Annotated in this window: 23 protein-coding genes; 18 read left to right on the top strand and 5 right to left on the bottom strand. The window is 62.2% G+C overall.

The features are described from left to right. Positions 1–71 precede the first annotated feature (71 nt). Positions 72–1325: a response regulator gene (locus ACGYK2_RS10130; RefSeq protein ID WP_271688624.1), complete on the top strand. Its 1254-nt coding sequence runs from the start codon at positions 72–74 to the stop codon at positions 1323–1325. Here the strand turns inward: ACGYK2_RS10130 and ACGYK2_RS10125 are convergent. Next, entirely contained in the window at positions 1322–1759 is a 438-nt protein-coding gene (locus tag ACGYK2_RS10125) for an NUDIX domain-containing protein (RefSeq protein WP_271688622.1), read from the bottom strand. The genes ACGYK2_RS10130 and ACGYK2_RS10125 overlap by 4 nt on opposite strands. A 76-nt stretch (positions 1760–1835) precedes the next feature. On the opposite strand from ACGYK2_RS10125, the gene ACGYK2_RS10120 reads away from it, so the two are divergent. The 7 genes from ACGYK2_RS10120 (at position 1836) to ACGYK2_RS10090 (ending at position 10269) form a co-directional block, all read left to right on the top strand. Then, entirely contained in the window at positions 1836–2810 is a 975-nt protein-coding gene (locus ACGYK2_RS10120; protein ID WP_276154350.1) for an Hsp33 family molecular chaperone HslO, read from the top strand. Position 2811: 1 nt separating this feature from the next. Then, positions 2812–3408 (top strand): CoA pyrophosphatase, encoded by a 597-nt coding sequence (locus tag ACGYK2_RS10115; RefSeq protein WP_271688620.1) that lies wholly within the window; start codon positions 2812–2814, stop codon positions 3406–3408. Continuing rightward, the gene (locus tag ACGYK2_RS10110) at positions 3405–4565 is read left to right on the top strand and encodes a CCA tRNA nucleotidyltransferase (RefSeq protein ID WP_271688619.1); all 1161 of its coding nucleotides are present in this window, start codon (positions 3405–3407) and stop codon (positions 4563–4565) included. The genes ACGYK2_RS10115 and ACGYK2_RS10110 overlap by 4 nt, the downstream gene beginning before the upstream one ends. A gap of 166 nt (positions 4566–4731) precedes the next feature. Then, on the top strand, positions 4732–6570 hold the full coding sequence (locus tag ACGYK2_RS10105; RefSeq protein ID WP_271688618.1) for an ABC transporter ATP-binding protein: 1839 nt from the start codon (positions 4732–4734) through the stop codon (positions 6568–6570). Further along, positions 6567–8399, top strand: a complete 1833-nt coding sequence (locus ACGYK2_RS10100; RefSeq protein WP_271688617.1) for an ABC transporter ATP-binding protein — start codon at positions 6567–6569, stop codon at positions 8397–8399. Before ACGYK2_RS10105 ends, ACGYK2_RS10100 begins: the two co-directional genes overlap by 4 nt. Positions 8400–8436: 37 nt before the next feature. Next, entirely contained in the window at positions 8437–9660 is a 1224-nt protein-coding gene (locus tag ACGYK2_RS10095) for a class I SAM-dependent RNA methyltransferase (protein ID WP_271688616.1), read from the top strand. A gap of 111 nt (positions 9661–9771) precedes the next feature. After that, on the top strand, positions 9772–10269 hold the full coding sequence (locus ACGYK2_RS10090) for a murein L,D-transpeptidase family protein (RefSeq protein WP_168612924.1): 498 nt from the start codon (positions 9772–9774) through the stop codon (positions 10267–10269). A 62-nt stretch (positions 10270–10331) separates the two neighbouring features. Here ACGYK2_RS10090 and ACGYK2_RS10085 read toward each other — a convergent pair whose 3' ends face one another. Next, positions 10332–10829 carry a CAP domain-containing protein gene (locus ACGYK2_RS10085; protein WP_271688615.1) on the bottom strand — a complete coding sequence of 166 codons (498 nt, stop codon included), beginning with the start codon at positions 10827–10829 and terminating at the stop codon, positions 10332–10334. 168 nt (positions 10830–10997) lie between these two features. Between ACGYK2_RS10085 and ACGYK2_RS10080 the strand changes: the two genes are divergently transcribed. Then, positions 10998–11609 (top strand): L,D-transpeptidase, encoded by a 612-nt coding sequence (locus ACGYK2_RS10080; RefSeq protein ID WP_067261126.1) that lies wholly within the window; start codon positions 10998–11000, stop codon positions 11607–11609. A 141-nt stretch (positions 11610–11750) separates the two neighbouring features. Next, positions 11751–11933, top strand: coding sequence for a hypothetical protein (locus ACGYK2_RS10075; protein ID WP_067261136.1), 183 nt, complete (start codon positions 11751–11753; stop codon positions 11931–11933). 104 nt (positions 11934–12037) lie between these two features. Here the strand turns inward: ACGYK2_RS10075 and hemH are convergent, their stop codons facing one another. Together hemH and ACGYK2_RS10065 are read right to left on the bottom strand one after the other, a co-directional pair. Further along, a complete protein-coding gene (hemH, locus tag ACGYK2_RS10070) occupies positions 12038–13114 on the bottom strand; it encodes a ferrochelatase (protein WP_271688614.1) in 1077 nt (358 codons plus the stop codon). A 54-nt stretch (positions 13115–13168) separates the two neighbouring features. Then, on the bottom strand, positions 13169–13987 hold the full coding sequence (locus ACGYK2_RS10065; protein ID WP_271688613.1) for a methyltransferase domain-containing protein: 819 nt from the start codon (positions 13985–13987) through the stop codon (positions 13169–13171). Positions 13988–14001: 14 nt separating this feature from the next. On the opposite strand from ACGYK2_RS10065, the gene ACGYK2_RS10060 reads away from it, so the two are divergent. The 4 genes from ACGYK2_RS10060 to ACGYK2_RS10045 are packed head-to-tail and all read left to right on the top strand — an operon-like array spanning position 14002 to position 16310. Next, complete coding sequence (locus ACGYK2_RS10060) at positions 14002–14733, top strand: ComF family protein (protein WP_271688612.1); 732 nt, start codon at positions 14002–14004, stop codon at positions 14731–14733. A 37-nt stretch (positions 14734–14770) separates the two neighbouring features. Beyond that, on the top strand, positions 14771–15031 hold the full coding sequence (grxC, locus tag ACGYK2_RS10055) for a glutaredoxin 3 (RefSeq protein WP_271688611.1): 261 nt from the start codon (positions 14771–14773) through the stop codon (positions 15029–15031). Next, positions 15028–15858, top strand: coding sequence for a carbon-nitrogen hydrolase family protein (locus ACGYK2_RS10050; protein ID WP_271688610.1), 831 nt, complete (start codon positions 15028–15030; stop codon positions 15856–15858). Before grxC ends, ACGYK2_RS10050 begins: the two co-directional genes overlap by 4 nt. 11 nt (positions 15859–15869) lie before the next feature. Next, positions 15870–16310: a MarR family winged helix-turn-helix transcriptional regulator gene (locus tag ACGYK2_RS10045; protein WP_067265366.1), complete on the top strand. Its 441-nt coding sequence runs from the start codon at positions 15870–15872 to the stop codon at positions 16308–16310. Here ACGYK2_RS10045 and ubiG read toward each other — a convergent pair. Beyond that, on the bottom strand, positions 16285–17055 hold the full coding sequence (gene ubiG, locus ACGYK2_RS10040) for a bifunctional 2-polyprenyl-6-hydroxyphenol methylase/3-demethylubiquinol 3-O-methyltransferase UbiG (RefSeq protein ID WP_271688609.1): 771 nt from the start codon (positions 17053–17055) through the stop codon (positions 16285–16287). The genes ACGYK2_RS10045 and ubiG overlap by 26 nt on opposite strands. 48 nt (positions 17056–17103) lie before the next feature. On the opposite strand from ubiG, the gene pip reads away from it, so the two are divergent. The 4 genes from pip (at position 17104) to nusA (ending at position 21278) form a co-directional block, all read left to right on the top strand. Further along, positions 17104–18075 carry a prolyl aminopeptidase gene (gene pip, locus ACGYK2_RS10035; protein WP_271688608.1) on the top strand — a complete coding sequence of 324 codons (972 nt, stop codon included), beginning with the start codon at positions 17104–17106 and terminating at the stop codon, positions 18073–18075. Beyond that, positions 18072–18935, top strand: coding sequence for an ABC transporter substrate-binding protein (locus ACGYK2_RS10030; RefSeq protein WP_271688607.1), 864 nt, complete (start codon positions 18072–18074; stop codon positions 18933–18935). Before pip ends, ACGYK2_RS10030 begins: the two co-directional genes overlap by 4 nt. A 136-nt stretch (positions 18936–19071) precedes the next feature. Continuing rightward, on the top strand, positions 19072–19650 hold the full coding sequence (gene rimP / locus ACGYK2_RS10025; protein ID WP_271688606.1) for a ribosome maturation factor RimP: 579 nt from the start codon (positions 19072–19074) through the stop codon (positions 19648–19650). After that, the gene (gene nusA / locus ACGYK2_RS10020; protein ID WP_271688605.1) at positions 19650–21278 is read left to right on the top strand and encodes a transcription termination factor NusA; all 1629 of its coding nucleotides are present in this window, start codon (positions 19650–19652) and stop codon (positions 21276–21278) included. Before rimP ends, nusA begins: the two co-directional genes overlap by 1 nt. The last annotated feature ends 13 nt before the right edge of the window (positions 21279–21291 follow it).

The raw sequence follows: 21291 nt of genomic DNA, 5'->3' as shown, positions 1-21291 counted from the left end.
AGGCCGGAGGGATTCACCTTCTGGTAAGGATTGGCGGGTTAACTCGACAGGGTCTGTCAGGATCGTGTCGCATGAAATTGGATATCCCCAGCCTTTCCGAAGCAGTGGCGACGCCTGCTGTGGCGCCTTCGGTTTTGGTGGTCGAGGGGGATGAGACCCGGCGGGCCTGTCTTTCGACCGCGTTGAAAGGATGGGGATATGAGGTGGTTTCTGCCGCCTCGGAAGCCGAGGCGTTGGCCCTTTGCGCGCAGCGGTGGCCTGATATCGTGCTTTGCAGTTGGGCGATATCGGGGCTCGATTTTTGCCGGGCTTTTCGGGAGCTCTCGGAAGCGCGCAGTTATCTCATTCTGTTGGTCGATAGTCAGGAGGGGGTGGTGGACTGCGCTCTTGATGCGGGGGCTGATGATGTTTTGCTCCGGCGCGCCGGTCTGCCGGAGCTACGCGCGCGTCTTATGGCGGGGGCGCGTTTTCTGGCCATGCAGCGGGACCTGACGCAGAAAAATCAGCTGATTACCGAGACTTTGGATATTCTGCGGCAGGTGCATGCGCGGATCGACAAGGATTTGGTCGAGGCGAAGAAATTTCAGCAATCGCTGCTTCGCGAGCGTTATCGCGCCATGGAGGGGGGCAATCTGTCGATGATGCTGCGCTCTGCCGGGCATGTTGGCGGGGATTTGGTGGGGTACTTTCCGGTGCGGCCGGGGGTCGTGGGGCTGTTTGGCTTGGATGTGTCTGGGCATGGGATCAGTTCGGCCCTGATGACGGCACGGCTGGCGGGGTATCTGTCGGCGGCCACGCCGGATCAGAACCTTGCGCTCACGCTTTTGCCCGGGGGGACCTACGCGGCGCGACCACCGGGCGAAGTGATTGCGGAACTGAACGATCTTGTTCTTCATGAGATGGAGACGGAGCATTATTTCACCCTGATGCTCGCGATTGCGGATCTCACGTCTGGGGAGGTCACTGTCGCGCAGGCGGGGCATCCGCATCCCGCCTTGCTGCGCTCGGATGGGCGGGTCGAACAGTCGGGCACCGGGGGCTTCCCTGTCGGGCTGCTTTCTGGAGTCGGGTTCGAGGACTATAAGCTTCAGATGGCGCCGGGGGATCGTTTGTTGATCCTATCCGATGGGGTGACGGAATGCCCCGATCCGGGTGGGGAGATGTTGGGCGAAGAAGGGTTGGCCCGCATGTTGGGCGAATTGCGCCGGTTCAGCGGCCCGGCGCTGCTAAGTGCGCTGGTTTGGAAGCTGTCGGAATTCGCTGGTAGCCGCGATTTCCCCGATGATGTCTCGGGGATATTGCTTGAGTATCACGGCAACGCCTAGCCTAGGTGGCGTTGCAGAAACAAACGGTCGCCTTCATTGGCGAGGGTTGCCAGCGCTTCGCTGGCCGATAGCACCAGCGTGGCGTGATGCGGCTCTGTCGGGGCGGCGATCTGGCGCACGGGATGGGCGACATAGACGTGGCAGATCTTCTGCGCCCAGAGGTCGTAGTCCTTCATATAGGTAAAGCGGCGGAAGGCGCCCAACCGGCGCGGGCGGGCGATGCGCCAGCCGGTTTCCTCCAGCACCTCGCGGTGCAGCGCTTGAAGCGGGGATTCCCCCGCCTCGATACCGCCGCCGGGCAGTTGCACGTCGGTCTCCTCCGCCATTTCCAGCGTCATGAGAAAGCGGCGTTGCAGCGGCAGAATGGCATAGACGCCGGGGCGCGGCGTGTATCGTTGGCCGGGCTCTGGTGTCTCACCTGTACGTCGGATCATGTGCTGCCCCTTTTTCCATGGGTTGCTGCGCCTATATAGACGCGGTATGCCAAGCGGCCCCCGATAAGGAAACCCGATGACCCAAGGAACTAAAATCGCGTGGGACGATACCGTTCTGCCCTTTCAGCTTGATGATGTCGACATGCGCGGCCGCGTGGCGCGGCTTGATGGCGTGTTGGAAGGCATCCTGAAACAGCACGACTATCCGCCGCAGGTCGAAGCCCTCGTGGCCGAGATGGCGTTGCTGACAGCTTTGATCGGTCAGACGATCAAACTGCGCTGGAAGCTGTCGCTACAGGTGCAGTCCAAAGGCGCCGTTCGGATGATCGCGACCGATTACTATGGACCCGAAAGGGAAGGCGAGCCTGCGCGCATCCGCGCCTATGCCAGCTATGATGCGGACCGGCTGACCGATGACGCCCCGTTTGAGCAGGTCGGCGAAGGCTATTTCGCGATCATGATCGACCAAGGCCAAGGCATGACCCCCTATCAGGGCATCACGCCGCTGGCCGGTGGGTCTCTGGCCGCCTGTGCCGAAGCCTATTTCGCCCAGTCCGAACAGTTGCCGACCCGCTTTTCCCTGAGCTTTGGCAAATCGTCCGGCCCGGATGAGCCGGAGCATTGGCGCGCGGGTGGCATCATGTTGCAGCATATGCCCAAAGCCTCTCCGTTGGCGGCGTCGGGCGAGGGGAGCGGTGACATTCTCAAGGCCGATGACTTGGTCGAGGGCGATGAGGCCGAGGATTGGAACCGCGTGAACATCCTGCTCGGCACCGTTGAGGATTTGGAACTGATCGGCCCCAGCGTCCCGCCGACCGATCTGCTGCTGCGATTGTTTCACGAGGAACAACCGCGGGTCTATGACCCCCAGCCGGTGCGTTTCGGCTGTACCTGTTCCGAAGACCGCGTGCGGCAAAGCCTGTCAATCTACTCGGCCCGCGATATCGAAAAGATGACCACGGACGAAGGTCGGGTTACCGCCGATTGCCAGTTCTGCGGCGCTCATTACGACCTTGATCCGGCCACGGTCGGTTTCGACGCCAAGGCCTAAGGTGAGCGACCGGTTCCATTCTTTTCGCAAGGCGCTTGCCCAGACCGGGGTGGAATCCTCTGATTTCGATCTGAACCCAGAGGTTACCCTCCCCGAGGGGCGCGCCCTGCGTCCTGCGGGGGTGCTGGCCCCGGTGGTGGATACCGGTGCGCGGCTGGAGCTGATCTTGACCAAACGGTCTTCGGCGCTGAAACATCACCCTGGGCAGATCGCCTTTCCGGGGGGCAAGCAAGACGGCGGGGATGCGGATGTCATCGCCGCCGCCCTGCGCGAAGCCCGCGAAGAGATTGGCCTGCCGAGCGATATCGTGGATGTATTGGGCGCGCTTCCGGCTCATGAGACGGTCACCGGCTTTAGCGTGACGCCCGTGATCGGCTATGTGACGCGCGATTTCACCGTGGTGCCTGAGCCCGGTGAGGTCGAAGAGGTGTTTCGCGTGCCGCTCGACCATGTACTCGACCCCAGCAACTACCTTGTGCATTCCCGGCGTTGGCGCGGCCAGCGGCGGTATTATTACGCCGTTCCCTACGGCCCCTATTACATCTGGGGTGCGACCGCGCGTATGTTGCGGGCATGGGCGACACGAATGAACCAATGATTCCGACCGGCACGCGCTGGCTACATGACGAAGACGCACAGCGGGTTTGCCGCGTGGTGCAGGAGGGCGGGCATCCTATCTATTTCGTCGGCGGCTGCGTGCGCGATGCGCTGCTGGGACTGCCAGACAGCGACGTCGATCTCTCCACCGAAGCGACGCCTGAAACGGTGATGGCGCTGGCCAAGGCCGCCGGGGTCAAGGCCGTGCCGACTGGGATCGACCATGGCACGGTGACGCTGGTCTCGGGCGGCAAACCCTTTGAGATCACCACCTTTCGCCGCGATGTAGAGACCGATGGCCGCCGGGCTGTCGTCGCCTTTTCCACCGATATCGCTGATGACGCCCGCCGCCGGGATTTCACGATGAACGCGCTCTATGCCACGCCCGAGGGCCATGTGATCGATCCCTTGGGCGGGCTGCCCGACCTGCGCGCGCGCCGTTTGCGTTTCATCGAGGACGCAGGTCAGCGTATCCGCGAAGATTACCTGCGCACCCTGCGCTATTTCCGCTTCATGGCGTGGTATGGTAACCCTGAAGTGGGGCCAGAGCCGGAGGCGCTCGATGCCATCGCGTCGAATTTGGATGGGCTCGAGACGCTCTCGGCGGAACGTGTTGGGCAGGAGTTCAAAAAACTCCTCCGCGCGCCTGATCCTGCCCCCGCACTGGCTCTGATGCGGCAAACCGGTGCTTTGCCCGTGCTTTTGCCGGGGAGTGATGACCGGTGGATCTCCATGCTGGTCCATTTCGAACAGGGGCTTGGCCTTGGCCCCGATTGGCTGGTGCGTCTGGCCGCGCTGGGCGGCGAGGCTGTGGCAGACCGTCTGCGGCTGAGCAAAGCTGAGGCCAAACATCTCACCCAGCTGCAAGAGCAGGGTTTCGCAGGGCCACCATTGCCTGAGCTTGCCTATCGTCATGGGGCAGAGGTGGCCATTGGGGCGGCTCTGCTGCGGGGATGTATGGCGGAGAACATGCCCGAAACTGCCATGTTAGAGACGATAAAAAACGCAGCGGCGGCTCGGTTTCCAGTGGCGGCCAAAGACCTGATGCCCGCATTCAAAGGCCCAGCCTTGGGCCAAAAGCTTGCCCGGCTGGAACAGCTTTGGGTCAACTCCGGCTTCACCTTGACGCGAGCGGACCTATTGGCGCGCCGCAGCTAGGTCGACATCGCGGGGAAATTCGTCTATCCAAAGCGCATTACAAGGGAGATGGGCGAAATGTACCGCGGGATCTGGTTCAGCTAAGCTGGCATAACCATTGCCCCTTTGCGGCTCTGCTATTGGGCAGCGCCGAACATTTTGCACGTCTATTTTTCAAGGTCTCCCCATGTTTCGCTTTTTTGAAAACCTCGTCGATCCCTATGTCTCCTATCGCGAGAAGGATGTGCCGCCACAAGGGCTCTGGCCCTTTCTGCGGGACTATGCGCAGCCGTTCAAAAAGGTCTTTGCCCTCGCCGGGCTGATGGCGGTCCTTGTCGCCGCGATCGAGGTTGGGCTGATCTACTACATGGGCCGCATCGTCGATCTGCTGGGCAGCGATCCTGCGCAGATGTGGGCGGAACATGGGACCGAGCTGGTCCTCGTGGCGCTGGCCGTGCTGTTGCTGCGGCCCATGGTGCAGGCGGTCGATGTGATGCTTTTGAACAATGCGATCTTGCCGAACTTCGGCACGTTGATCCGTTGGCGGGCGCATCGCCATGTCTTGCGGCAATCGGTGGGCTGGTTTGAGAATGACTTTGCCGGGCGTATCGCCAACCGGATCATGCAGACCCCACCGGCAGCGGGGGAGGTCGTCTTTCAGGTCTTTGATGCGATCTCTTACTCGCTGGCCTATATGATCGGCGCGGCGATCCTGCTCTCTACCTCGGATATCCGTTTATTAGTGCCGCTTTTGGGGTGGTTCATCCTCTATGGCGGCTTGGTGGCTTGGACGATCAAACGGGTCGGCCCTGCGTCCAAAGCCGCGTCGGACGCGCGGTCGCAGGTGACGGGGCGCGTGGTGGATGCCTATACCAATATCCATTCGGTCAAGATGTTCGCGCATCATGATCTGGAGGTCGATTTCGCGGGCGAAGCCATCGAAGAGGCGCGGCGCACGTTTCAAGGTGAGATGCGTATTTTCACCATCATGGATGTGGTGCTCACCCTTCTCAACGGCATGTTGATCGTGGGCGTCGTCAGCTGGGCATTGTTGTTGTGGATGGGGGCCGAGGCAAGCGTCGGTGTCGTCGCCGCTGCCGCCGCGCTGGCGCTGCGGCTTAACTCCATGACCGGTTGGATCATGTGGGCGCTGTCGAGCTTTTTCCGCGAATTGGGTGTCGTCGCCGAAGGGATGGAGACCATTGCCCAGCCCCTCGCCCTCACCGACCGCCGCGATGCGCCGCCGCTGAAACTCACCGAAGGGCGGATTGAAATGGCGGGGCTGAGCCATCACTATGGGCGCGACAGCGGCGGGGTTCAGGACATCAATATCACCGTGCAGCCGGGCGAAAGGATTGGCCTTGTGGGCCGCTCGGGCGCGGGTAAATCGACCCTCGTGAAGCTGATACTGCGGTTCTACGACGCCGAAACGGGCGAAATTCGGATCGACGGGCAGGACATCGCACAGGTCCGGCAAGACAGTCTTAGGCGGCATATCGGTGTGGTGCAGCAGGATTCCTCGCTGCTGCATCGCTCGGTGCGCGAGAATATCCTTTATGGCCGTCCCGACGCCAGCGAGGCCGAGATGATCGCGGCGGCGAAACAGGCGCAGGCGCATGAGTTCATCCTCGATCTGACCGACCCTGAAGGGCGCTCGGGCTATGACGCGCGTGTGGGCGAGCGGGGCGTGAAGCTGTCCGGCGGGCAACGGCAGCGCATCACGCTGGCGCGGGTGATCCTCAAGGACGCGCCGATCTTGTTGCTGGATGAGGCGACAAGCGCGCTCGACAGTGAGGTGGAGGCCGTCATTCAGGAAACGCTCTATGGCATGATGGCGGGCAAGACCGTCATCGCCATCGCGCACAGGCTGTCGACGATTGCCGAGATGGACCGAATTCTGGTTCTGGATCAAGGTCGTATCGTCGAAGAGGGCAGCCATGAAGCGCTTTTGCAGAAAGCTGGCCTATATGCAGCTTTCTGGCACCGTCAGTCGGGCGGTTTTCTCGCATTGGATGAAAAGACGTGAGCATTTCGAACTGGATCAACCCGTTTCGCCCCGCCGACGGGCCGCCACCGCAGACCCTCTGGGCCTTCATCCGCTGGTGCCTTGCAGGCGCTTGGCCGGTGCTCTGGCTCGCCGCCTTTCTATCTGCCGCCGCTGGCGCGATGGAGGCGGGCACAGCGTGGATTTTGGGCAAGGTGATCGATGCCACGGTCAGCGCGGGGCCGGAGCGGTTTTTTGAGGGCAGCAGTCTGGTTCTGGTCTTGGGCGCGATTGCGTTTTTCCTTGTGGCGCGTCCCGTGCTGTTTGGCCTCTCCTCGGCCTCTAACGCGATCATGGTGCAGCCCAATGTGAACCCGCTGGTGCTGTCGCGGCTGCACCGTTGGACATTGGGGCAGAACGTCAATTTTTTTGACGAAGATTTCGCCGGGCGCATCGCGCAAAAGCAGATGCAGGCCGCGCGGGCGGTGACGGATGTGGCCGCCGAGGTGATCAACGTGGTGGCCTTTGCGCTTGCCTCTCTGGTGGGGTCGGTCGCCTTGCTTTTGGCGATCGACTGGCGTGTGGCGGTTGGGTTTTCCGTCTGGCTGGTGATGTATCTGGCGCTGATCAACTGGTTCTTGCCGCGCGTGCGCAAACGGGCCGCGGGGCGGGCCGGGGCGCGTGCGATGGTGTCGGGGCAGGTGGTCGATACGATCACCAACATCAAGACGGTGAAGCTTTTCGCCCATGCCGATCACGAAGACCGCGCGGCACTTTCCGCGATGCAGAGCTTTCGCGCCCGGGCGTTGGAGTTCGGCTATCTCGCCGCCGGGTTCCGTCTGGCGCTGATGAGCCTTGCGGGGCTTTTGCCGGTTCTGTTGCTGGGCGGGACGATCCTGCTGTGGCAGCGCGGATTGGCGAGCGAGGGCGATATCGTCGCCTCCGGCGCCATCGCGATCCGTATCGCGCAGATGACGGGCTGGGTCTCATTCACGCTGATGGCGATCTATTCGAATATTGGGGAGGTCGAAGACGGCATGCGCACCCTGACGCCGCGCGTGCGGCTGGATGATGAGCCTGATGCGCAGGAACTGGTCGTCGAGGCCGGAGAGATCGAGTTGCGCGATCTGGGCTTTGCCTATGGCCGTCAGACCGGGGGGATCGACCGGATATCGCTGACCATCCAACCGGGTGAGAAGCTGGGCATCGTCGGTGCTTCGGGGACGGGGAAATCGACCCTCGTGGCGCTGCTCTTGCGGCTCTATGAACCGGAGCAGGGCAAGATATTGATCGACGGGGTGGATACCACGACGGTGACCCAAGAGAGCCTGCGGCGCAATATCGGCATGGTCACGCAGGAGACGGCGATGTTCAACCGCTCCGCGCGGGACAACATCCTGTATGGCCGCCCCGATGCGACTGAGGCCGAGGTCATCGCCGCCGCCGAACGGGCCGAGGCGCATGAGTTCATTCAGCAGCTCGAAGATCACAAAGGTCGCCGCGGCTATGACGCGCATCTGGGGGAGCGTGGGGTGAAGCTTTCGGGCGGCCAGCGCCAGCGCATCGCCTTGGCCCGCGCCATCCTGAAAGACGCGCCGATACTGGTGTTGGACGAGGCGACGAGCGCCCTTGATAGCGAGGTGGAGGCCGCCATTCAGCAGACCCTAGACCGTGTGATGGAAGGCAAAACCGTGCTAGCCATTGCCCACCGTCTGTCGACCCTGACCGAGATGGACCGCATCATGGTGCTGGACGCGGGCCGCATTGCAGAGATTGGCAGCCATGCCGATTTGCTTGCCCAAGACGGGCTTTATGCGCGCTATTGGCATCGGCAGTCGGGCGGGTTTCTGGATGTGAAGGCGGCGGAATAGGCTTTCCCAGTCGCCTTAGCCGCGCTATGGGCAGGCTATGACAGAACATGAAATCTTGCGTCTCGGCCACCACGGCGATGGCATCGCCGAAGGTCCGATCTTTGCCCCGATGACCCTGCCGGGGGAAACCGTCACCGGCGTTGTCGACGGGCAGCAGCTTCGCGATGTGCGGATCGTCACCCCCTCCGACCAGCGGGTCGCACCGCCCTGTCGCCATTTCAAATCCTGCGGTGGCTGCCAGTTGCAGCATGCCACGGATGATTTCGTGGCGGCTTGGAAGGTCGATGTGGTGCGCAATGCGCTTTCGGCTCATGGGTTAGAGACAGAATTTCGCCCCATCCAAACCTCCCCCGCGCAATCGCGCCGCAGGGCGACCTTTGCCGCGCGGCGGACGAAAAAGGGCGCTATGGCGGGCTTTCATGGCCGCGCCTCTGACGTGCTGATCGAGGTGCCGGGCTGTCAGTTGGTCGATCCCGCCTTGCTGCCGGGGCTGAAGGTCGCCGAAGAACTGGCGCTGATCGGCACCAGCCGAAAGGCCGAATTGGCTGTCACGGTCACCCTGTCGGAAGAGGGGCTGGACGTCTCTGTCGCCAATGGCAAACCGCTCGACGGACCGCTGCGCCAGCAGTTGGCGCAGGCTTGTGAGGCTCTATCTCTGGCTCGGCTGACATGGGATGGCGAGGTGATCGCGATGCGCGCGCCGCCAGCGCAGCGCTTTGGCGATGCGCCGGTCACGCCGCCGCCGGGCGCCTTCTTGCAGGCCACCCGTCATGGCGAAGCGGCTTTGCTGGAGGCGGTCAGAGACGCCGTGGGTAAGGCCGAGGTCGTGGCCGATCTTTTCGCGGGCTGTGGCACCTTTGCCTTGCCCTTGGCGCAGCAGGCGCGGGTGCACGCGGTGGAAGGCGATGCCGAGATGATCGCCGCGCTGGAAGGGGGCTGGCGTCGGGCCAAGGGGGCAAAACCGCTCACCGCCGAGACGCGCGATCTGTTTCGCCGACCGCTCCTTCCGGATGAACTGGCTAAGATCGACGCCGTGGTGCTCGACCCGCCCCGCGCGGGGGCCGAAGCGCAGGTGGCCGAGATCATCCGCGCCGAGGTGCCGCGCGTGGCCTATGTCTCCTGCAATCCGGTGAGCTTTGCCCGCGATGTGCAGAACATGATCGCGGCAGGCTATCGGCTGGACTGGGTACAGGTGGTCGACCAGTTCCGCTGGTCGTCCCATGTGGAACTCGCCGCCTGTCTGACCCTGCCTAAAAGCTAATCCACGGCCCCATATGACGCCGCGGATCACTGCTTTTTGAGTGAAATTAATCCCTCTCTATGGTAACGCGGATAAAAAGGCCGGAATGGCCAGGGCGTTGAGGGCACAGTGATGAAACGCAGGACGATGATACTTGGCGGCACCGCTATGGTGGCGCTCGGCGCGTGCAGCAGCAGTAAGTTCAAACGTTACACGGGTCCTGAAGTGACCTATGTGGTTGTGAACAAAAGCCAACGCCGCATGATGCTGTTGCACCATAACCGCGTGCTCGAAGATTACCGGATCAAGCTAGGCTTCGCTCCGGTGGGTCACAAAGCCTTTGAGGGGGATGGCCGCACGCCCGAAGGGCTGTATCGAATCGACCGTCGCAACCCGAACAGTCGTTTCCATCTTTCTGTCGGGATCGATTACCCGAACGCGCGCGATATCGAAAACGCCCGCGCCATGGGCAAAAGCCCGGGGGGCGATATCTTTATCCACGGGCAGAAAGACCCGCGGAAGAAAGAAAAGCACGATTGGACTTGGGGCTGTATCGCGGTCACCAACAAGGAAATCGAAGATGTCTACGCGATGGTGCGGGACGGCACGCCGATCCTGATCACGCCCTAAGAACCGCTTGATACGACACCGGCCCCCGCAGGGGCCGGATCGGTCGGTTAATCAGACAAAGATCAGTTGCCGACGACCAGCGTCCACCAGATCTTGCCGCCGTTTTCCTGATGCCATGAGAAACCCATCTGGCGGCCATCGGGGGCCATCAAGATGCGGCGCGTGTCGGGTTGCTCCATCCATGCGGCGAGGGTCTCAAGCTCGGTCTCATAGGTTTCCGAGATCACCTCGCCGACCAGACCGCCAGTGTAGCCCACGCGCTGAATGCGATCGATGGGCGAGGACCCGTCAGAGCCGAAATGCCAGGGGCGGTTTTGCACCGCCATATCGCGCGAATGGGTGGCGGCAGCGGCGTTCAGCTTGGCATCTAGCGCGAGCGGCGTCACCCCGGCAGAGCTGCGCAGCGCATTGACGGAGTCGAGCATGCGGAATTGGATCGTACCCGCGTCGGAGCGGCTGATGCGGTAGGTGCCGCCGGCTTTGCCGCCGGTCGTGCTGGACGGGGTACAGGCAGATAGCGCAACCGTCAGCGCCAGTAGAATGGACAGGATACGGATCATATGAGCGCTCCACGCAATGAAGTTTTTTCTGCCTTACATCGGGGCGCGTTGCAGTTCAAACGCACATAGGCATGACTCTGCCGTGCGGCCCCGGTTTCAATTGAAACTGCGTCTTTCGAGCCATATAACTGGCAATAATTAGCATAATTTCAGTTTTGGAGACGCTCCATGTCCGCTCCCCGTTTTTCGATCAAGAGCCGCCGTGGCTTCCTTGCTGGCAGCGCCGCGATGCTCGCCACGCCCGCGCTGGCGCAAAGTACCTCTTCTTTCAACTCCACCGCCACGACCGAGACAGAGCGTGATCTGACCGAAGCGGTCAAGCGCAATGTCTCAAGTTTCCGGATGCTGGATTGGCGCCCCTATTTCAGCAACACGCGCAATGGCGCGGTGCTGGTCGATATCGACAGCCGGGCGGTGCACTACTGGTCTGAGGACCAGAGCGTTTACAAACTCTACCCCTCTTCGGTGCCGCTGACCGAAGACCTCACACGCCGTGGCCGAACCCGTGTCATCAAAAAGGTCGAGGGGCCAAGCTGGCGTCCCACGCCGTCGATGCTCAAGCGCAATCCCGAATGGCCGCCCTATGTCGGCCCCGGCCCGGACAACCCTCTGGGCACCCATGCGCTATACCTCAGCTGGACCTACTATCGTATCCACGGAACCCACGACACAAGAAAAATTGGACGTAAGTCTTCCAATGGTTGCATCGGGCTCTACAACGAACATATCGCCGAACTTTTTGCCCTGACAAAGGTTGGCACACAGGTGTTGCTTATTTGACGACATCCCCCTGATTCCTTGATGCAATAGCTGATTCCGGGTTTGCAAACTTTTGCCGATACTGTTTAGAACAGGATTACGAGGTAAGTCTTGGGTGCGTGTATGTATATGATACAGCACGCCTATTCTGGAGGTTATGTTATGAAGAAACTCGTTCTCGCCGCTGCTCTGTCCGCTGCTGCATCGACTGCTTTTGCTGGTTCGCTGGCCGAGCCGATCGTCGAAGCACCGGTCATCGTGGAAGAAACAACAGGTTCGTCCTCGGGCATCCTGGTTCCCCTGATCCTGCTGGCTCTGGTTGCCGCAGCTGTTGCTTCCGACTAATCGGAACTGACGATCAAACGGAAAAGGCGGTGCACTGCACCGCCTTTTTTGTTTTCTGCGCAAGGTTCTGAAAAAGGGGCCGCCGCAGCGACCCCAAGGCGGGCTTAGTCCAGCCAGCCGCCCAAGTTCTCGGTGATGATCGTGGTCAGCGTTTCGATATGCGCCGCATCGTCGTTCAGGCAGGGAATATAGGTGAAATCCTCGCCGCCTGCCTCTTCAAAGCTTTCTTTGATCTCTTCGTTGATCTCTTCGAGCGTTTCGATACAATCGGCCGAGAAAGCAGGCGCGCAGACGGCGATGCTTTTCTTGCCCGCCTTGGCCTGACGCGCGACTTCTTCGACGGTATAGGGTTGCAACCATTCCTCGGGGCCGAACTGCGACTGGAAGGTCGTGATGATCTCGCTGTCCTGCCAGCCCAGACGTTCCTTCAGCAGGCGCGTCGTTTTCTGACATTGGCAATGGTAGGGGTCACCCTCCATCAGATAGCGCTGCGGCAGACCGTGGTAGGAGCAGACCAGCAGATCGGGCTTCTTGTCCTTCGCGGCATAGGCACGTTCGACGGATTGGGCCAGCGCTTCGATATAGTCGGGGCGGTCGAAATAGGGGGCCACGGTGCGCGAGGCAGGTTGCCATTTCTCTTTGGCCAGCGCGGCAAAGAAAGCGTCATTCGCGGTTGCGGTCGTGGCCCCGGCATATTGCGGATAAAGCGGGAAGAACAGTATCTTCTGGCATCCGGCGGCGACCATCGCCTCGACTTTGGAGCGGGTCGACGGGTTGCCATAGCGCATGGCGTAATCGACCATCACGTCGGCCCCGTATCGTGCTTTGAGCGCCGCTTTGATTTTGGCGGTTTGCGATTTGGTGATCGTCGCCAGTGGGCTCTCGTTCTCGGCCTCATTCCAGATGGATTTATAGGCCGCGCCGCTGGCAAAGGGGCGTTTGGTCAGGATCACCGTTTGCAACAGCGGTTGCCATTTCCACGGGCTGTAGTCGATCACCCGGCGGTCCGAGAGGAACTCGCTTAGGTAACGGCGCATTGACCAATAGTCATAGCCATCCGGCGTGCCAAGGTTGGCGAGCAGAACACCAACCTTGGGACGCGGGACTTTTGGGTGATCGCCGGGGCCGTGTTCGGGCCGGGTGGCGTCGGCTTGGGCGGATTGGGGCTGGGCTGCCTGCATGGGGGTTTCCTCGCACATGTGATCCGCGCAGAGATAGCCGCTTTGCCGATTGGGTCAATCGGGGAGGGGTTCCTCGCGACTATTCAGCGCATCTGCCAGCCGTTGCTGCGCCGATCCGGGGCGGAGCGGCTTTTGCTGGCTTTCGTCCGGTGCCCATCCGGCAAGAAATATCATGTCGAAAGTCGCCACGATCCGGCCCGAGGCGGCGGTGAAATGCGTGGCGTAAAGCTCAGCCGCGCGTGTCAGCACGGCGCGGCCCGTGGGGCGGCGCAGGCGGGCTTGCAGGGCGTTGGTCTCTCCCATCTCGCGCAGGTCGCGCATCAGGGCCCATGCGTCATCATATTCCACGGTCAGCGGTTGGCTATCGGCCACGGGCAGGGCCAGCCCCGCGCGTTGCAGCAGCGCCCCGAGATCGCGCAGCTCTCCCATCGGGGCGATGCGGGGCGACAGGCCGCCGGTCACTTCGGCTTCGGCTTGACCAAGGCAGGCGCGCAGCTCATGCAGGGTTTGCCCGCCAAGCGCCACCGCCTGCAACAGCCCGTCAGGACGCAGCGCGCGGCGGCATTGGATCAACTGGCCAATGGGGTCATTCGCCCAATGCAGGCCCATGGCGTGGATCACCAGATCATGCGCCTGCGGTTCCAGTGACAGCACCTCGGCCTCGGGGACGATCTGGGCCTTGGGGAGCGCCTCCGCCCAGACTTGGGGGAAGCCGGTCACGATGGCCGGTGCGGTAAACGTTTTCTTAACCAAACTCAGCCGATCCTGAACCTCATCGGCGGCTGCCTGTTGCAGGAACATGCCCCGCGCCGTCGCGCGGGCGCGGTGCTGGGCGAGGGCCTTGGGGTCGGTCAGGTTGGGCTGTGCTGTCATGGGGAACACATAGAATGCCGCCACGGGGACTTCAAACAGCAGTGTCGCTTATCTACCCGCCGCGCTGTCTGGGCTGCGGCGGGCTTGTTGATGCGGATTTCGGGCTTTGCGGCGCTTGCTGGCGCGACACGGCCTTCATCGGCGGGACGGTTTGCGATGCCTGCGGCGTGCCCCTGCCGGGCGGCGGGGATGTGGGTTCACCCCATTGTGATGCCTGTCTTGCCACGCCGCGGCCTTGGGCGCAGGGACGCACGGCGCTCATCTACCGCGATATGGGGCGCAGGCTGGTTCTGGCGCTGAAACATAGCGACCGGCAAGAGATCGCCCGCCCCGCGGCCCGCTGGATGGCGCAGGCGGCCCAAGGCATCCTGCCGCAAGAGGCGCTGATCGCGCCGGTGCCGCTGCATTGGCTGCGCTTGCTAAAACGGCGGTACAATCAATCGGCTCTGCTGGCCAAAGCGCTGTCGGCGGAAACCGGGCACCGCTGGTGCCCCGATCTGTTGCAGCGGGTCCGGCATACGCCCTCGTTGGAGGGTTTGGGCCGTGCAGCCCGGTATCGCGTGTTGGAACAGGCGATCCGCGTGCATCCTCGGCGGCGGCACCGTATCATAACGCGACCGGTGATCTTGGTGGACGATGTCTTTACCTCCGGCGCCACATTGACCGCCTGCACGCAGGCCTGTCTGGCCGCCGGATCCGGCCCCGTTTTCGTGCTGGCACTGGCGCGCGTGGCCAAAGAGACCTAGATCACTGTGCAACGTTAACTGTTCAAAGGGTGATCCTATGCAACCTATCGAAATCTATACGTCGCCGCTCTGCGGTTTTTGCCATTCCGCCAAACGTCTGCTCACCCAGAAGGGCGCAGCTTTTGACGAAGTCGACGTGCTGTCGGAGCCTGAGCGCAAGAAAGAGATGATCCAGCGGGCAGGCGGTGCCCGCACCGTGCCGCAGATTTTCATCGGCGACGTGCATGTGGGCGGCTGTGATGAGCTTTACGCGCTGGACCGTGCTGGCAAACTCGACGCGCTGCTGCAAGACAGATGAAAATCGCGCTGCTGCAACTCAACGTCTCGGACGACCCCGCCGTCAACTTGATCGAGACCCGCGCCCTGCTGCGCGAGGCGGTGGAGGGCGGGGCCGAGTTTGTCCTGACCCCCGAGGTGACGAATTGCGTCAGCACCAGCCGCAGCCATCAACAGTCGGTGTTGGCCTATGAGGAAGACGACGCCACCCTCGCGGCCCTGCGCGAAGAGGCGGCGAAGGCGGGCATCTGGCTGCTGATCGGCTCGCTCGGTCTGAAAACGCGCGGGGGGGACGGGCGCTTTGCCAACCGGTCTTTCCTGATTTCCCCGCAGGGGGAGATCGTCGCGCGCTATGACAAGATCCATATGTTCGACGTGGATATCAACGAGACCGAAAGCTACCGCGAGTCCGCGGGCTATCGCCCCGGCGACAAAGCCGTGGTGGCCGAGACGCCTTTTGGCAAGATCGGCATGTCGATCTGCTATGACATGCGTTTTCCGGCGCTCTATCAAGCGTTGGCCGAGGCGGGCGCGCGCATCCTGACCATGCCAGCGGCCTTCTCTCCGGTCACCGGGGCCGCGCATTGGCACACTCTGCTGAGGGCGCGGGCGATCGAGAACGGCTGCTATGTGCTGGCCCCGGCCCAGACGGGCACCCATGCCAGCGCCGCGCATAAGACCCGCGACACCTATGGGCATTCACTGGTCGTGGCCCCTTGGGGGGAGGTGGTGTTGGATGCCGGGACAGCCCCCGGCGTTTACTTTTGTGACATGGAAATGGAAGAATGTGACAAGGCCCGCGCCAAAGTGCCCAGCCTTGCCAACCGCCGCCCCTTTGCCGCGCCCTGACCGGACCGAAAATGACCGACGATAAAAACACCCTTGCGATCATGTTGTTCGGAGAATTGCTGGCCGCCGACCAATCGGTGCGCAGTCGCCTGACACGGGTGTTGCCGCGGGGGATGGAGATCTCGCATTTCTCGGTGCTGAACTCGCTTTCGTGGCATGGCGGCGAACGCTCGCCCGCGCAACTGGCCGAGACCTTCAACGTCACGCGCGGGGCGATGACCAACACGCTGAGCAAACTCGAATGGGCCGGTTACGTTCATATCCGCCCCGATTGGGACGACGCGCGGCGCAAGATGGTCGCGATCAGCCCCGCCGGGCGGCAGGCGCGGGATGCGGCGGTGAATGCGATCACGCCGATGATCTCGAACGTGGTGGGGGAGCTTGGCGAAGAACAGGTCCGCGCCACGCTCCCGATCCTGCGCGCGCTCAGACGTCAGTTGAGCCAGGGTTGAGGCCCGGATTAAGGCTGGCGGTCACGTAGTTCACGCTCAGATCCCGATCCGATAGCCGCCACGACCACGCGACGGGGTTAAAGACGAAACCTTTGCGATCCACCGGCTCCAGCCCGGCGCGGCTCAGCAGGTCGAAAAGCTCATCGGGGGTGATGAACTTGTTCCAGTCATGGGTGCCCTTGGGCAGCCAGCGCATCACATGCTCGGCCCCGACAATCGCCATCATAAAGGACTTTGGATTGCGGTTCAGGGTCGAACAGATGTGCAGCCCGCCGGGTTTCAGCAGGCGGCGACAAGCGATCAGATAGTCGATGGGAGAGGCGACATGTTCGACCACCTCCATGTTCAGCACCACGTCGAATTTCTCACCGGCATCGGCCATGTCTTCGGCGGTGGTGTGGCGGTAGTCGATCTCTAGCCCCGATTGCTGCGCGTGAATCTGCGCCACGGGGATATTCCCCGCCGCCGCATCCGCGCCCACCACTTCGGCCCCAAGCCGCGCCATCGGTTCGGACAGCAACCCGCCGCCGCAGCCGATGTCGAGGATCCGCAGCCCCGCGAAAGGGGCAGAGCCCGTCAGGTCGCGGTCAAACTCCCCCGCGATCTGGCTGGTGATATAGTCCAACCGGCAGGGGTTCAGCATGTGCAGCGGCTTGAACTTGCCGTTCAGATCCCACCATTCGGCGGCCATGGCTTCGAATTTGGCGATCTCGGCGGGGTCGATGGTTGATTGATCCGCTTGCATTCTGATCTCCCTGTGCTCTTTTGGGTTCAATGACTATATAGGGCGGCAATGGACAAGTATCCCGACCAAAAACGCGGCGCGCCGCATCTTTATCCGCCGGTTGAGCCTTTCGACCAGCGGATGCTGTCCGTAGGGCAAGGGCATCAGGTCTATGTCGAGCAATGTGGCAACCCCGATGGCATCCCCGTTGTCGTGCTGCATGGCGGCCCCGGCGGTGGTTGCAGCCCGGCGATGCGGCGGTATTTCGACCCCAAGGTCTACCGTGTGGTGCTGTTCGATCAGCGCGGATGCGGGCGCTCCACCCCGCATGCGTCGGTCACGGACAACACGACATGGCATCTGGTCGCCGATATCGAGCTGATTCGCACCACGCTTGGCATCGACAAATGGATGGTTTTTGGCGGCTCTTGGGGCGCGACGCTTTCGCTGATCTATGCCCAAGCGCACCCCGAAGCGGTGCGCCATCTGATCCTGCGCGGCGTCTTTCTGATGACGCAGGCCGAGCTTGATTGGTTTTACGGCGGTGGGGCCGGGCGGTTCTGGCCCGAACTGTGGGCGCGTTTCGTGAACCTGATCCCCGAAGATGAGCGGGACGATCTGATCGCGGCTTATCACCGGCGGCTGTTCTCGGGCGATCTGCGGGTCGAGCAGGACTATGGCCGCGCATGGGCCGCTTGGGAGAACGCGCTGGCCTCGGTACATTCCGATGGGGTGTCGCATGGCGGGCCATCGGCCTATGCGCGGGCCTTTTCGCGGTTGGAGAACCATTATTTCACCAACAATGGCTTTTTGGAGTTCGACGGTCAGATCCTCGAACATATGGGGCGGATCGCGCATATCCCGGGGGTCATCGTGCAGGGGCGCTATGACATGATCTGCCCGCCTGCGGGGGCCTATGCGCTGGCCGAACGCTGGCCTAATGCCGACCTGCGGATGATCCGGGATGCGGGCCACGCCTTGTCGGAGCCGGGGATCAGTGCCGAATTGGTGCGCACGATGGATAGGATCGGGCAGCGATGAGCGGGCGCAACTCTTTGCTGGATCGCCGGGCGCTTTTCACCACCGGTGCGGCGGCGGCCCTGTTGGCCGCGACAGGTGCCAGCGCGGGGGAGCCGCCCCGGCGCGGGGGCCGTTTGCGGCTGGCGCTTTCGGGTGCTACGCGTGACGACACTTGGGTCAAAGGCGACGGGCTGTTCATGCAGGTCGCGCGGCAGGGGATGATTTTTGACACGCTGACCGAAGTCACAGGCAATGGCATCCTCAAGGGTGAGTTGGCGACTGGCTGGCAAGCCAGCGAAGGCGCGCGGCAGTGGCAATTCGATCTGCGCCCCGATGTGCGTTTTCACGACGGCAGTCCGCTGACCGCCCGCGATGTTGTGGCCAGTCTGCAATCCGTGCTGACCGGGGCCGAGGTCGCGGTTCAGGATGAACTGCAAGTGCAAGTCTCATTGGCAGCGGCGAATCCCGACCTGCCGCTGCTGCTCGCGCAATCGCGCTATGTGATCCGCCCCGCCCATGCCCCCGAGGCCGGGATCGGCACCGGGCTTTACCGTCTGCGGCGCTTTTCCGCCGGGCGTCAGGTTTTGGCCGAGCGGGTAGAGACGCATTACAAGGACGGCACCGCCGGGTGGTTCGATACGGTTGAGCTTGTGTCGATCCCCGCTCGTGACGTGCGGGCGCAGGCACTGAGCGAAGGGCTTGTTGATGCAGCGGATTTACCGGCGCGGCCCCGCTACCGCGACCGGGGGGATGTGACGCTTCAGGCCGATAGCACAGGCGGGGTCAGCGCATTGTCGGGCGATCTGCGCCAGCCGCCGAACCCCGGACGCCAAGCGCCGATGGACAACCTGCGCGCGCCAGAGCGGTGGTGGTTCGGCTGAGAGGGGTTGCAGTTTCGCCGCATTCGGCCTATATCCCCTTCAACAGCGGCGCTTTCGGGTCCACACCGAAGGCTCCACCGAATTCGTGAACGGGCCGCGCGCCCGTTTTTTTGTGCCCAGTGAAAATGGATGTCTCATGTCGAATGACCTGATCGCCAAAGCCGCCATCGACCGCCGCCTGGCCGAGATCATCACTCCGGTGATCGAGGATATGGGTTTTGAACTGGTGCGCGTGCGCCTGATGTCGGGCAAGTCCACCACCCTGCAAGTCATGGCCGACCGGCCCGAGGGCGGGATCGAAGTGGATGAATGCGCCAAGATCTCGCAGGCCATCGGCGCCGTGCTGGATGTCGAAGACCCGATCTTGGACGAATATTCGCTTGAGGTCTCGAGCCCCGGCATCGACCGCCCGCTGACGCGGCTTAAGGATTTCGACGCTTTCGAAGGCTATGAGGCCAAGATCGAGACGACCGAACTGATTGACGGCCGCCGCCGCTTCAAGGGTGAGTTGGCTGGCGTCGAGGCCGGCGAAGTGCTGATCAATGTCGAAGAAGGCACCATCGGGTTGCAGTTCGACTGGCTCAGCGATGCCAAGCTGGTGCTGACCGACGACCTGATCAAGGAAATGCTCCGCCAGCGCAAAGCGTCTGGTGCGATCGACGAAACCGATTTTGATGATATCGAGACTGAAGAGTCTGCTGAGGGAGACACCTAATGGCCATTACATCTGCAAACCAGCTTGAGCTGTTGCAAACCGCCGAGGCGGTGGCGCGCGAGAAGATGATCGACCCTGGTCTGGTCGTCGAAGCGATGGAAGAATCCCTCGCCCGTGCCGCCAAGTCTCGCTACGGCGCCGAGATGGACATCCGGGTGGACATCGACCGCAAGACCGGCAAGGCCACCTTCACCCGCGTCCGCACCGTGGTCGAGGATGATGAGCTTGAGAACTATCAGGCCGAGTTCACCGTAGAGCAGGCCAAGCAGTACATGGCCGACCCCAAGGTTGGCGACACTTTCGTCGAGGAAGTGCCTCCGGTTGAAATGGGCCGCATCGCGGCGCAGTCGGCCAAGCAGGTCATCTTGCAAAAGGTCCGCGAAGCTGAGCGTGACCGCCAGTACGAAGAATTCAAAGACCGCGCCGGGACCATCATCAACGGTCTGGTCAAGCGCGAGGAATATGGCAACGTCATCGTCGACGTGGGCGCTGGCGAAGCGATCCTGCGCCGGAACGAGAAGATTGGCCGCGAAAGCTATCGCCCGAACGACCGCATCCGCGTCTACATCAAAGACGTGCGCCGCGAGCAGCGCGGCCCGCAGATTTTCCTGAGCCGCACCGCGCCTGAATTCATGGCCGAGTTGTTCAAAATGGAAGTGCCGGAAATCTACGACGGCATCATCGAGATCAAAGCGGTTGCCCGCGACCCCGGCTCGCGCGCCAAGATCGCCGTTATCTCGCATGACGGTTCCATCGACCCAGTCGGTGCCTGCGTCGGTATGCGCGGCAGCCGCGTGCAGGCCGTGGTGAACGAGCTTCAGGGCGAGAAAATCGACATCATTCCGTGGAACGAAGACCAGCCCACCTTCCTTGTGAACGCGCTTCAGCCTGCTGAAGTGTCGAAAGTGGTTCTGGACGAAGAAGCCGGTAAGATCGAAGTCGTCGTGCCTGAAGAGCAACTGTCGCTCGCCATTGGCCGCCGTGGTCAGAACGTGCGTCTTGCTAGCCAGTTGACCGGTCTCGACATCGACATCATGACCGAAGAGCAGGAAAGCCAGCGCCGTCAGGCCGAGTTCGAACTGCGCACCAAGCTGTTCATGGACAACCTCGATCTCGACGAATTCTTCGCCCAGCTTCTGGTCTCCGAAGGTTTCACCAACCTCGAAGAAGTGGCCTACGTCGAAGTCGACGAGTTGCTGGTCATCGACGGTGTAGACGAAGACACGGCGGGTGAGTTGCAGGCCCGCGCCCGCGACGTGCTCGAAGCGCAGAACAAAGCGGCGCTCGATAACGCCCGCGCATTGGGTGTCGAAGACAGCCTGGTTGAATTTGAGGGGCTGACCCCCCAAATGATAGAAGCGCTGGCCAAGGACGACGTCAAAACGCTGGAAGATTTCGCCACCTGTGCCGATTGGGAACTGGCTGGCGGCTGGACCACGGTCAACGGCGAGCGTGTCAAAGACGACGGCGCGCTTGAGCCCTTCGATGTGAGCCTCGAAGATGCGCAGGCCATGATCATGACCGCCCGCGTCATGCTGGGCTGGGTCGACCCGACCGAGCTTGAGGGCGATGCGGAAGAAGACGACGTAGAAACAGACGGCGAAACCGCCGAGGAGGCCGAGGCCTAAGCGGGCCTCGGGG

It is taken from the genome of Sulfitobacter sp. 1A10359 (genome assembly GCF_043558145.1).
Classification (GTDB): domain Bacteria; phylum Pseudomonadota; class Alphaproteobacteria; order Rhodobacterales; family Rhodobacteraceae; genus Sulfitobacter; species Sulfitobacter faviae.
This window is presented reverse-complemented; position numbering and strand designations above follow the sequence as displayed.